Genomic DNA, 12,887 nt, shown 5'->3' on the forward strand with positions numbered 1-12,887 from the left:
TAACTAATCTATTTAAATTCCTTTTTAGAATATCAATAATTAGCTATTGTCCGCCCATTCCAACTTTATGTGTCTACTAAAATGAAAAAACAGTTAATATCAGGCTTAGCTTTAACGTGTGCGTTAGGTTCGTTCAGTGCATTTGCTACTAATGGTTATTTTACTCACGGCTACGGCATGACCCACAAAGGCATGGCTGGCGCAGGTGTTGCCCTTTCAGAAGAGTTAATGTCTGGCGCTAATAATCCTGCTACTTTTTTGCCAAACGGAACACAGCTATCTCTGGGCTTAGAGCTTTTTTCACCTGAGCGAAAATACACTGCATCGAAAGTAGATACTTTTTACCCTGGCGCATTTTATCTTGAAGCAAAAACACAAAAAAGCGACAACTCCGTATTCGCCATTCCAGAATTTGCTATTGGCCACCAATTAAATGAAAAAGTAAATATTGGCTTATTAGTGTATGGCAATGGCGGTATGAATTCTGAGTACGGCGCAGAGTCTGCTCCTGAAGGAACCTTTTATGGTGGTACGGCAGGCGTTGATTTAAAGCAGCTCTTTATAAGCCCAACAGTAAGCTATAAGTTGAATGAACAAACACGCCTTGGTGTATCCCCTATTTACGTAGTGCAACAATTTGAAGCGCAAGGGCTTGGAAACTTTGCTCCTTTTTCGCAGTCACCAGAAGCGCTTACTAATAATGGTACTGATACAAGTACGGGGTTTGGTGTTCAATTAGGGATAAGCCATGCAATTAACTCATCGCTTAGTTTAGGCGCAAGTTACCGCTCATCAGTGTCGATGGAAGAGTTTGATAGCTATAAAGGTTTGTTTGCAGAGCAAGGCGGATTTGATCTGCCAAGTTCGTTTCAAATTGGTGCAGCTTATAAACTTACACCTAGTAATCAGGTGGTATTTGATTGGCAAAAAATAAATTACAGCGAAGTAAAAAGTATTTCAAACCCAGTTGATAACTTGATGTCAGCGCCTTTAGGAGCTAACGCAGGTGCTGGATTTGGCTGGAACGATATGACTATTTATAAGCTTGGCTATCAGTGGCAGCGTACATCGCAACAAAAGATTCGTTTTGGGGTGTCTTACACCGAGCAACCTATTCCTTCGTCGCAAGTTATATTAAATATTTTAGCGCCGGGCGTTCAGGAGTGGCATTTTACAACGGGCTTTAGCCATTCTTTTACCAACAAGGTACAATTAAACGCTATGGCTTTTTATTCGCCAGCTAAAAAAGTAACGGGTGCTAACTATTTAGCGCCAAATCAGCAAATATCAATCGAAATGAAACAAACCGGTTTAGGTGTTTCTATTGTTTGGGAAATTTAAAAAATGGTAACAGAATTCACCCCAGTATCGGCTGCAATAGGCGGTGCATTAATAGGTATAGCGTGTACGTTATTACTTGTTTTATACGGAAAAATTGCAGGTATATCGGGCATTGTTAAGTCTGTATTTGCTAAAGCAAATTCGGGCTCGCGTTGGCAGTTATACTTTATTTTAGGGTTATTGTTGGCAGGTGTAGCTGTAAGAGTATTTGCCCCTTCTTTATTGGAGGGCGAATTACAGTTGCCGCCTTGGCTTATTATTGTTGCGGGGCTTTTAGTTGGCGCAGGCACAACTTTAGCTAATGGGTGCACAAGTGGACATGGCGTATGTGGCATGTCGCGTTTTTCTACCCGCTCTTGGGTTGCAACGTGCACATTTATGCTTGTCGCCTTTATTACAGCAAACCTTGTAGGATAAATAATGAAAGCAATTATGATGGTTGTTATAGGCTTTATATTTGGCTTAGGGCTTATTATTAGCGGTATGACAAACCCCGCTAAAGTAATTAACTTTCTTACCTACGGGAATCAATGGGACGCAAGCTTAATTATAGTGATGGCTGTTGCCATGCTAATAATGATGCTTACATGGTTATGGGTTGCAAAAAAAGAGAAGCCACTTATTTCAGGCACATTTAATTTAAGCAATTTAAAAAATATTGATGCGCGCTTAATTATCGGCTCAGTACTTTTTGGTTTAGGATGGGGTTTAAGTGGCATATGCCCAGGCCCGGGCTTGGTTCAATTAGTGTCTCTTAAAATGGAGTTTTTATTATTTTTTGCAGCCGTGCTAGGCGGTATGTGGTTAGCCAAAAAAGTATAATATTTGCTGTCGATTAAAAATCGGCAGCTACTTTTTCCAAACAAAGGTACATAACTTGCTGCAATATATAAAACTATATTGAACAGGCTTAAGTTATGCTAAATAAAGCGCTGGAATTTTCTAACAGCACACCTTGATTAAGCGCAGCGTCCTCCCTTTTACTTATAGCTATACTACTGTTTTTAATTCGTTTTTTTGTAATGTACTGGCTAAAAAAATGGACTTAAAAAACCACGTTTATATTCGATACTTTACTAATAGAGTCAATATCTAAGCCGCTAACACTACACAAGAAGCGGCTAAATTTAATAGCGATAAAAAAATAAGCGCGAGATAAATTCGCGCTCAAATCACTTTAAAACTTATACGTTATTTGCCCTACTATTTCACGTGGGCTACCCGGAAAATGGCCATTACGCTCAGTAAAACCACTTACTGCGTATTCTTTATCAAATAAGTTATTAATATTTACGCTTAATAAAACATCATCAAAGCGAGTGGTCCAGCTCATATCGAATACGGTAAACGGTTTAACTTTTTGCCCTACTCTGCTCAACTGCTCGCTTACGTAATTAGCACCAAATGCGATTGATGAGTCAATTGAGTCAATAGCGTAACGAGTCCATAAACCTGCCTGATGGCGTGGTGCATTAGAAAAACGAGAGCCGTCGCCAAATGTATTTGAAACAGTGTCGCCCGTTACTCCTTTAACTACTTTTGTATCGTTGTAAGCGTAGTTTGCTGTTACTGTCCAATGCGCTGATAAATCGCCCACGAGCGTTGTTTCAAACCCGCGACTTTCTACCTCACCTATATTTAAAAGTGCGGCAATGCCATCCCCCGCTCCTAAGTCTTCTGGGTTGTTCATTACTACGTTTTCTTTATTAATTTGGTAAATAGCAAAGGTGCTCATTATTTTGCCATCAAGCCATTGGTTTTTCATACCAATTTCAGTTTGTTTACCTGTTTCTGGCTCTAAGTTACCTTCGCTTTCTACATCTTCTTGATCGGCCGATGATGTTGGGTTGAAGCTCTCTGAGTAGTTAATATATACCGATGTATTTTCAACAGGTTGGTAGGTCACAGCAACACGTGGGGTCACGCCGTTATCTGAGTAACTAAAGCCCGTTTCTTGGTTAAACTCTTTAAAGTGGTCGTAACGCAGGCCTGCAATAATAGTCCACTGCTCGCCTATGCTTATTACGTCTTGTGCGTATATTCCAAAGCGATCGGTATCTACACCATCGCGGTTTAAATCGGTTAGGTTATAAGTGCTTGGGTCGGTTTCTCCGTAATTTAAATTAAATATGTTTAAATTAGCAACGCCATCGGCCTCAAAGCGGGCACGCAAGTAATCGTACTCGGTATCAACGGTGTGGTAGTCGCCACCAAATAAAAATTGGTGCGCTAACTGCCCTTGCTCAAAGTTATAAACAAAGTCAGTGGTTAAGCTAATTTCTTCGTTTGCACGGTATTGCTTACGGTACTCTCGCCCAATTGTCTCGTCGTCAATGTTTGCTAAACCATCGCCGTTTACATCTATCCAATTTTGCGACTCATGGTAAGCTTGGTCACGTTCGTTATCTAAATAGCGAAGTGTTGAACTAACCGAAAAATCATCACTAAAATAATGATTTAGCTCTGCTTGAAGCACTAATGCTTCCATGTTTTGATAGTCACTCGCTTCGTTCGCGTTATAACTTGGGTCAACTAAAAAATTACCGTTGTCGTCAACCGGTACGCCGCGTAAACGGTTACCGCCTAAGTCTTGTTTGATGTAATCAACACTTGTAGTTAATGTTGTTGAATCACTTAAATCAAATAACAACCCGCCAGTAAGCTCGGTATTTTTAGCATCTGCGTTATTACGAAAGCTATCTTGCTCTTCATAAAAACCACCTAATCTGTAGGCCATTGTGTCGCTTAAACCACCGGTCATATCGAGCGATGCACCACGTGTATTAAAATTACCTAGTGTTAATTTTAGCTCTTTGCTTTGCGTATAACTTGGCTTTTTAGTGACGTAGTTGATCATTCCGCCAGGTTCACCACCACCATATAAAGCAGATGCAGGGCCTTTTAATACTTCTACGCGCGATACATTAAATAACTGCGGTACACCAAAGCCCGAATACGGGTCGCCACGTACACCATCGTAAAATACGTTAGCGTCGTCTCTAAAACCACGAAAAGTTACACTTGAGTAGCTGTACTCACTTACACCCGCTATTGAGCGATACAAATCGGTAATGTCGCGGGCTGCTTGGTCAATAATAAGTTGCTCGGTTAATACCTGCGCAGATTGCGGAAGCTTAATAAGATCTAAATTAGTTTTAGTCACAATTTTACTTTCGGTTTCTAGGTAAAATTGCTGGGCACGGCCAGTTACTTCAATAGTTTCAATGTCGTCGTTTTGTTGTGAAAAAGCTATATTAGAAAAAACAGATAAAGACGCAGCAATACTTAATGCCAAATAATTAGGGTTAAACATGATAATTCCTGGGAGAAGTGTAGATAGCCAACAACCTAAATGATAACTTTTATCATTTTCATAATCAACACAAGGGCGGGTTTAATACATCTAAATATTAGAACTAATATTACTTAAAACAGAGCGCTAGCCCTTTTATTGCAGTTAAAATAAAACCCCTACTGCACTAAATGCGGTAGGGGTTATTAAGTAGTTCTTAAATTAGTTTTAGCGTGTAATTTACCCAGCAATATTGCTAATTTGAATTACTGGAGACACGTTAGTAAAGTTAACTAAATCAGCGGCTATTGCCTCTTGATGAGGTGCAAAGGCTTGCTGAAAAGATTCTACCGATTCAAACACTAAATGCCCCATAGCAATATAAGTTGGCGCTTCGCCCGGTGCGCCACCTGCTAAACCTGCATCTGCACTACTTGATATAAGCGCTTTACCAACTAACTCTGCAACTAGGGGTAAATGTGTTTTACAGTAGTAGTCCATATCGAAAGTAGCAATTTCATTATTTGGGTATAATACGCTTACTTTAATCATTACATTCTCTCTTTTATTTACTAAAAAATTTAAAGCGTCTTTTGAAACAGTATGAATCATACATAAGTAAAAAGCGCATAATTGAGCAGTCGCTCAATTATGTAGCATTCATGCTCATAGCGCCAGTAATTTGATTGCAGTGCTTATTTTAATTAAGGTGATACTTCGCTAATTTACTTAAGTGCGGGTCGTTTTTTTAAAGGGTTTGGGCGGCAAAGACTCTACAAAGTTAACGCACGTATTTACCCAATATGCTAAATCAGAATCAGACTCAAAACCTTCAGGCAAAATATAAACCAAGCCCTTAACTGGTTTTACTGTAAGGTCGCTCTTCTAATCCTCTGTCAAACGCCATTTTAGTATCTCTTTTTTTAATAAACACATTACACACTTAATAACGGTAATAGCACTTAAACCTAAGTGAATAAAATAATAAAAGGTGGTTGGGAAAGGTATGCAAAGAGTAGGTATAAAATTATTTTGGACTTACAGTTTATATCAAACCGCACTAATCAAAGCTGATTGAGCTGACACTAGTGCGGTTTAAAAGTAAGTATAAAACTTACTAATTCAATATTAATAAACCAAAATGCTTATGCAGACAGTTGCACTGGAGCATCTGTTGTGGATACTTTTTTCATGCTGCCTTGTTGTTCAAGGCGAATATGCCAGCTAAACGCTTCTTCGAGTAAATGCGGGGTATGCCCGCCACGCTCACAAGCGCGATTGTAATAGTCGAACATTGCTTCGCGATAATCAGGGTGCACGCAATGCTTAATAACTTGTACAGCACGCTCACGCGGTGCTAAGCCACGTAAATCAGCTAAGCCTTGCTCAGTTACTAAAATATCAACATCGTGCTCGTTATGATCAACATGGCTCGCCATAGGCACAACGCTTGAAATAGCGCCATTTTTAGCAATCGACTTAGTCACAAATATAGCTAAATGGGCATTTCGGGCAAAGTCACCCGAGCCGCCAATACCATTCATCATTCGTGTGCCACACACATGCGTTGAATTTACATTGCCGTACATATCAAACTCAAGCGCAGTATTAATGGCAATAATACCTAAACGGCGCACTATTTCAGGGTGGTTCGAAATCTCTTGAGGGCGTAACACTAGCTTGTCTTTGTATTTTTCTAAATTATTAAATACTTGCGCGTTACAACGCTCAGACAAAACAATTGAGCTGCCTGATGCAAAGCTCATCTTACCTGCATCAATTAAGTCAAACGTCGAATCTTGCAGTACCTCTGAATACATTGTTAGGTCTTTAAAGTCAGAGTCGAGTAGCCCCATCATCACCGCATTAGCAATGTTACCAATGCCTGCTTGTAATGGACCTAAATTAGCTGGCAATTTATTTTGAGCCACTTCGTCTTTAAAAAAGTTAACTAAATGGCGCGCAATTAATGCGGTGTCTTCATCTGGGTCGGTAACGGTAGAAAACGAGTCGCTTTGGTTAGTAAAAACAATACCAACAATTTTTGCAGGATCGATAGCAATTGCAGTGCTACCAATGCGGTCGTCTACTTTAACTAACGGCATTGGTTGGCGAGTAGGACGATACGATGGAATGTATATGTCGTGCAAACCTTCAAGATTAGGGTTATGCAGCATATTAATTTCAACAATGACTTCTTTTGCAAAAATAGCAAAGCTTGCTGAGTTACCAACCGATGTAGTAGGCACAATATGCCCCTCTTCGGTAATGGCAACCGCTTCAATAACAGCTACATCAGGCATAGTTAATTGATGATTGCGTAAATGCTCAACCGTTTCAGATAAATGCTGATCAATAAACATTACTTCACCGTTATTAATCGCTTTACGTAAAGTGCTATCTACCTGAAAAGGCATACGACGCGCTAAAATGCCCGCTTCTGTAAGGAGTTTATCTAAGTCATTACCTAGTGATGCACCCGTCATTAAATTTATTTTGATAGGATTTTTTTTGACTTGCTCAATTAATGCTCTGGGTACTGCTTTAGCTTCTCCGGCGCGAGTGAAGCCACTCATCCCTACAGTCATTCCATCTTTAATAAACAGACTTGCCTGCTCAGCAGACATAACTTTATTATGCAGATTACTATTGCGAATACGTTCCAAGTTCATTTTGAGCCCCTTTCTAAATTTGGCATTATTCTAATCCTAACTTCGTACTACACAATATAGACTTAAGTCGCATTTACGAATCGAGGATGAGCAACATGTTTAAAAGGGAGGTTAATTTACTTTTAATTAATACTATCATGTAGTTATTAGTAATATTTTTAACAAAAATGACATAGCAATCTATAAAGTAATTTATAAAGTAATTTATAAAGTAATTTATAAATAAATAGTATTATTTAATTAGAGGAATTATTTTTGAGGAATTAACTTTATTAGTTCAAACACCCAATGTTGTTTGAAGTATAAGTTGGCATAGGCACATTCGATTTCATTGAGCTACAACGGCACAAGTGAAGTGTAAGTTGACATAATATTGAAGCAAAAACTGGCATAAAGTGCCCAAATAAAGCTTTATGTAATGAGACTCCTTTAATTAAAGAGTACATAAAAGATTACTCAGCGCCAAGAGTAGAAAAAGATAAGAAATAGTTAGGGTAATAACAGTATAATATATTGCCCATTTGGCTTAAACTCATAAATCCCTAAGCTCTGTCTAAACTGCTTAGAGAAAGAGGACATTCAGAATTATGAACGTGCTCGACTATACATATTTTTCATTGAAACGTTCGTCATCATTACTTTCAAAAGAAAACTGAACATCATTAACTCGAAACAAACTGCTTTCTTTGAAAATCACACTATGCAAATCAAAAAGTGCTAGGTTGTGTCCTCGGCCAAGCGAACTTCTATAAGCAATGCCGTCATAACCTAACGACTTGATTAACTCAGCTATTATTTGAGTAGGGGCATAGTCAGACTTTTGGTCACTATTTGTCACTGGTTGAGAAAAAGCTTTATCTATATTAGTCCAAACAGCTTCAATCCTTTTAGCATCATCAGGCTCTGAAAAATAAAAAGGTAGTTTAACATTTAGTTGTTTTGAAAAGTCGATTACTTGAAGTTCTTTAGAATTGGTAAATCTTGCAACTGATATGCTCGAACCCAACCAAGGTCTGATCTCTGACATTGCTGTTTCTTTTTGAGATGCGACATATAAGCAAGGAATCCCCTTAGGATTTGCTCTCCCTTCTGATGCGCTGTCAGGCAAAGGCCTCATTCTTTTCTCAGAATAAGGGGCAAAAATATCATCGACATGAATACCATCTTGAAGAAGTGGCAAGCAATCATGCCCCATTTGGGCTCTCCACATTTCTGAGTTAGGTTCAATCACTTCTATACGACTTTTACAAGTATCTTTGATACCTTGTAGGAAGCTTTGCGCACTTCCGTCTAAAATATATCGTGATTTATTTCGTACGGAATAACTAAATTGCATATAGCTTTTCCAAGAATTGAAGCTCATAACTACCCTTTAAATAATGCCTACTAAACGGGTAAACCCAAGTTCAAACCGGATTAACCCTCTTTACGTTTTAAAGTCGATCTAACTTAATGTGCCCTGCTGTTTGCCCACCAATATTCCATTTCCTGTTAGTCCAATAGTTACCTTCAAAATGATATTCGTTGTCATTCCAAAGCAACTCGAGTCTCGCGGAACCATGAAAAAGCTGCTCATCTGTCGGAAGTGGATCTTTAACAAAAACCTTATAATTATAGTAAAAGTAAAGATTACCATCTTCAATTTTTAACCAAGAAGATATCACCTCACTTTTCATATAGTTATTCTCACTTACTCCTGTCATTTTGAAAGTTAAAAAAGACATTTTGATATCGAAGTCAACACGAACATGCTTTTCTTGAACTTCATCATCGTCAGGTAATTTATATCTAGCTTTTAAAGTACCTTTCCACTTACCACTTAGATTTGGACAAAAATGCTTTTGTATCAAAGATATTTTCCAAACATATTCCCAAAGTTTTAGGTTGAATAAAAAAATAAAAATTACAATAGGCACCACTACATACCTTACAGATGTATATTGTAATCCTAACGTGGCGACTAAGAAGCCAAGTGATATTAAGGATAAAATTATAACCTTTTGTACAGTACTGCCATATTTACTAATAATAAGAGACCACATCATTACCCCCTGACGTATAAGTGTTTAGCTTGTATGGATTAGCTATGACATAGATTAGTGGAGTTTTTGTTAGCTTTTGTGAGCTTCTAAAGGCTAACAAATCCTTTATAGATGGTTTTATTGATGCTCCACCAGGGTGGGTATGCCACTCCCCAAGGTAATCTCCATAACCATTGGTATCCCTGTGGAATTGTACAGCTTGTTCTAAATGACTCTTATCTCTTCTTTGAAATAAAGCACGCGCCCTAACATCCATAAAAGAAGGGGTTGTAACTTTAATTATTTCGTACTCAACTGACCCTTCTTTGGTGTACCTATGTCCAAGTAGCAAGCCTCCAGCCTCATTTCTTTGCCTAGAATAATCCATTATTAAAGATACTACCTTAGGATCAAAATGAACTTTAATCACCTCACTCATTTTTTTCCACCTTACAAACTGGGCAATAAGGTGAACGTTGCAACGGCTTATTTTTATGTTCTGCTGCTTTTTTTCCTAAAGTTTTAAAATATATGTAAGCACTTTTTTTATCTGAATACTCGCTCTCTAAAATATTTGCAGCAATGAATGATGCAGCACCAATTGAACTATCAACAGGAAATTGCACATTGCTTTCACCACAATTTCTTGTAATCAATGCTTTATGTTCTGCTTTTTTGAACTCTTTATCTATGTGTTTATGTTGGTTATCAAATAAACACCTATAACATCCGCCATCACCTTGTTTAAATAACCTAGCAGAGTGACCACCGGCACACAAATACGAATGGTAAAGTTTAAAAGGAAACTCTTTACTTATATACTGATGATTCAATGTCATTGCCGTTGAAAATTCACCCGTAGCATCTATTACAATATCTGTTCCTTGAGGGATTTGGTCCAAATTAGTAAATTTTTCCTTATGAGAAAATAATTTGTTATTCGGTGCTAATTTTTTTTGTGAATTGACTAAAGCTTGTGCCTTATTGATAAATAACGATTCAGACCCGAGTAAATGTCTTGAAATATTTTGAGGTAATAACAAATCATCATCATAGATGTGGAGTGGCTTGGACAAACCTGCACCATGTTTCATCAAAATATGTGCTAAGTAGCTACCTAAAGTTCCAGCCCCAATAATACAAATTTGCTTATCTACTAAGTTTTGGGAATAGTTTCTTTTGATCAGAGTGCTTTGGGAACCATTTGAAAAATGAACATTAGTTACTTTTTTTAACTCCCCACCAAAGTTATTCGACATAACACGCAGTTGGCCACGCAATAAGCGCTCAATGAAGTTTTTACTTCTATTTTGTAGTTGCTTAATCTGTCCCTGAGCTAATTTAATAATATAAGCATATATATTGTCATTATAATAAAAACATAAAGCGAAACCTTCGAACTGTTTTATATCGTCTTTTTCTCTATGGATTAAGTTTTTTAGCTTTTCTTTTAGAGTAGTTAAAGTCTCTTTATTTGTGCCTCTAACTATATCGATAAAACCTGTAACCTGAGCAAGACCTGCTTGCCCCTCAGGTGATGTTTTAATCTCTCCTAAGTTAGTAATTATTGTTGGAATTGGTGAGTAATTACCTTGGGTAATATGACTTATACAACCTTGACTAGACTTTGCGACATATGCAAGTTTATTACTTGCATCTGAAGATTCGTATAATCGAATGGATAAAATAGACTCTGTTGGACTTTTTACGAAGTAGCTAAAGAAGTCTCTTGGAAAGTATGCTGTTACCTCTGCTTTAAATGCATCAAAGCGGTCTTGGGGACTACGTGCAACAATGTCTTTTACCCTTTTTAAATATATTTCAATAACCTCTTCGATTGCATATGGCTCTAGTTTATGAGTTGTAGTATCGAATACACATAACTTATGTAGACTATTTTCTGGCTTTTCAATATTAGGCCAAAACTTATCTAAAGGGGGTGGCCGGTTGATAAGATATATCGAGGGCGGTTCAAAAAATGGAACTTCGTTAAAACCAAAAATGACATCAACGAATCCTTGCTGAACTTGAGGTATACTAACTCTCCCCTCGTAGCAATAATCATGAGTACATGTGTATGTCATTATATTGAGTGAGAACCCTTTTTGAATGAGGGTATTATGAGCTATTTCAAAATATTTTTTCATCCGAAAGTGTTGTGCTCTTGTATAGGAGTTATAACTTCAGATTTTTTTGTTTTAAGGTCATTATCATCTCGACAACAACGAATAATTCTTGTTTGATCATTTGGCATTCTAATTCCAAATAGATTAATTAGAATATCCAAAGTTTCACGTTCAGTAAGTGAAGTAACAAGTGCTTGCTTAAATGACATTGCGAAACTATCAAACTTCATTCGTAATTCTTGCTTCTCTAGTTCTGTGGGTGAGTGAATTGTTAAATGTGCTGACTCAGGATGTGGATGCTTTAATTCATCTGAAATCACAGCAGGTAATTTCTGCACTACGTTATATAGCTCTTCAGTCAAATCTCCGTGCTTGGGAGAATTCGACATGATTTTTTCAATAGCTACCATTAAAGATATTGAACTTGGTCCATCTGATGGATAATTATGATCTCTAAGACCTTTTACAACCATTACAATATCTTTAAAGTTAGGGTGAATTTTTTTTGCTCTACTTACCCAGTCTTTTATATGCTCAGGGTTCGACTCTAACCATTCGCCATTTCTAAGAGCTAGATTGACAGTGTAAATTTTTAATTCAGTGTCTTGCGCTGAATTTGATTCCATTGATACAGATTCGAATAACCGTAAACGATTGAAGTCTTCATCAGGAATAGCATAACAAGGAATATCAAGATGAATACCTTCATTGGTCTGTAAACGACTGCAAGTTTTCTTTGGTATTTGCTTCCAGCCATTAGCACTAGCCATTTTCTTCAGTACCCTGTCTACAACTTCAAACATTGCTGTACTCATGGTTTTATCATCATACTGTACAACGCTCATAGGTATATACATACCATCATCTAAATCAATATCTTGAGAATTGTGGGCTGGCTGTACTATGGTGCCATATACATAACTACCTTGCATTTTGAAGCGAGGCTTCAGTTTTATAAGCTGCTCCAATTTACTTAAAGGTACTCTTTCATAAAGGTCTTTGTCTTGTTTTACTTGTTCTTTAGCATATGACCAAGCTTCCAATATCCCGCTCCGAGCATCATCTCTAAGAGATACGAGCTTTGAGCGTATTTCATCAGATATTCTTAAGTTATCGAGATAATATTCCCTGTCCGTTAAACCTGAAGAACTCAATAGTTTGTTAATTGAAAATTTAAGCATATTCATAACCTCAAAAATCTATATCTAGTATTTAATGCAATACTGAAATACCACATACAGTGTTACATGCTTTTATAATTAGTTGGGGTTGTATTTTAAAATTCAACCGCCAGTTCAGATTTCATTCAAAAAAGTATTTTTATAGTTAATAGTCGAAATAAATTACCTTATTAATCTAGACAGCTAACTTTTTGCAACTTGTTTAGCTATATAAATTATAAAATATTCTAGAATCGCGACATGCAGCTAAAACT

Annotated in this window: 11 protein-coding genes; 3 read left to right on the plus strand and 8 right to left on the minus strand. The window is 37.3% G+C overall.

Annotated elements, in window-relative coordinates; translation table 11 throughout:
- Nucleotides 1-81 precede the first annotated feature (81 nt).
- The 3 genes from I6F49_RS03755 to I6F49_RS03765 are packed head-to-tail and all read left to right on the plus strand — an operon-like array spanning nt 82 to nt 2,163.
- A complete protein-coding gene (locus tag I6F49_RS03755; RefSeq protein ID WP_197178513.1) occupies nt 82-1,341 on the plus strand; it encodes an OmpP1/FadL family transporter in 1,260 nt (419 codons plus the stop codon).
- Between the two features lie 3 nt (nt 1,342-1,344).
- Entirely contained in the window at nt 1,345-1,758 is a 414-nt protein-coding gene (locus I6F49_RS03760) for a YeeE/YedE family protein (protein ID WP_165740903.1), read from the plus strand.
- A 3-nt stretch (nt 1,759-1,761) separates the two neighbouring features.
- On the plus strand, nt 1,762-2,163 hold the full coding sequence (locus tag I6F49_RS03765; protein WP_007584057.1) for a DUF6691 family protein: 402 nt from the start codon (nt 1,762-1,764) through the stop codon (nt 2,161-2,163).
- Nucleotides 2,164-2,518: 355 nt separating this feature from the next.
- Here I6F49_RS03765 and I6F49_RS03770 read toward each other — a convergent pair whose 3' ends face one another.
- The 8 genes from I6F49_RS03770 to I6F49_RS03805 all read right to left on the minus strand — a co-directional run bounded on the left by I6F49_RS03770 (nt 2,519) and on the right by I6F49_RS03805 (nt 12,633).
- A complete protein-coding gene (locus tag I6F49_RS03770) occupies nt 2,519-4,654 on the minus strand; it encodes a TonB-dependent siderophore receptor (RefSeq protein WP_197178514.1) in 2,136 nt (711 codons plus the stop codon).
- A gap of 219 nt (nt 4,655-4,873) precedes the next feature.
- On the minus strand, nt 4,874-5,185 hold the full coding sequence (locus I6F49_RS03775; protein WP_197119496.1) for an EthD family reductase: 312 nt from the start codon (nt 5,183-5,185) through the stop codon (nt 4,874-4,876).
- A gap of 593 nt (nt 5,186-5,778) precedes the next feature.
- The gene (locus tag I6F49_RS03780) at nt 5,779-7,305 is read right to left on the minus strand and encodes an acetyl-CoA hydrolase/transferase family protein (RefSeq protein ID WP_197178516.1); all 1,527 of its coding nucleotides are present in this window, start codon (nt 7,303-7,305) and stop codon (nt 5,779-5,781) included.
- Between the two features lie 601 nt (nt 7,306-7,906).
- Complete coding sequence (locus tag I6F49_RS03785; RefSeq protein ID WP_197178518.1) at nt 7,907-8,668, minus strand: RES family NAD+ phosphorylase; 762 nt, start codon at nt 8,666-8,668, stop codon at nt 7,907-7,909.
- Nucleotides 8,669-8,738: 70 nt separating this feature from the next.
- Nucleotides 8,739-9,350, minus strand: a complete 612-nt coding sequence (locus tag I6F49_RS03790) for a hypothetical protein (RefSeq protein ID WP_197178520.1) — start codon at nt 9,348-9,350, stop codon at nt 8,739-8,741.
- Nucleotides 9,328-9,765: a Mov34/MPN/PAD-1 family protein gene (locus I6F49_RS03795; RefSeq protein ID WP_197178527.1), complete on the minus strand. Its 438-nt coding sequence runs from the start codon at nt 9,763-9,765 to the stop codon at nt 9,328-9,330. Before I6F49_RS03795 ends, I6F49_RS03790 begins: the two co-directional genes overlap by 23 nt.
- Nucleotides 9,758-11,473, minus strand: a complete 1,716-nt coding sequence (locus tag I6F49_RS03800) for a ThiF family adenylyltransferase (RefSeq protein WP_197178529.1) — start codon at nt 11,471-11,473, stop codon at nt 9,758-9,760. The genes I6F49_RS03795 and I6F49_RS03800 overlap by 8 nt, the downstream gene beginning before the upstream one ends.
- The gene (locus tag I6F49_RS03805) at nt 11,470-12,633 is read right to left on the minus strand and encodes a CBASS cGAMP synthase (protein ID WP_197178531.1); all 1,164 of its coding nucleotides are present in this window, start codon (nt 12,631-12,633) and stop codon (nt 11,470-11,472) included. Before I6F49_RS03805 ends, I6F49_RS03800 begins: the two co-directional genes overlap by 4 nt.
- Nucleotides 12,634-12,887 lie beyond the last annotated feature (254 nt).

It is taken from the genome of Pseudoalteromonas sp. SWN166, assembly GCF_015864485.1.
GTDB lineage: Bacteria > Pseudomonadota > Gammaproteobacteria > Enterobacterales > Alteromonadaceae > Pseudoalteromonas.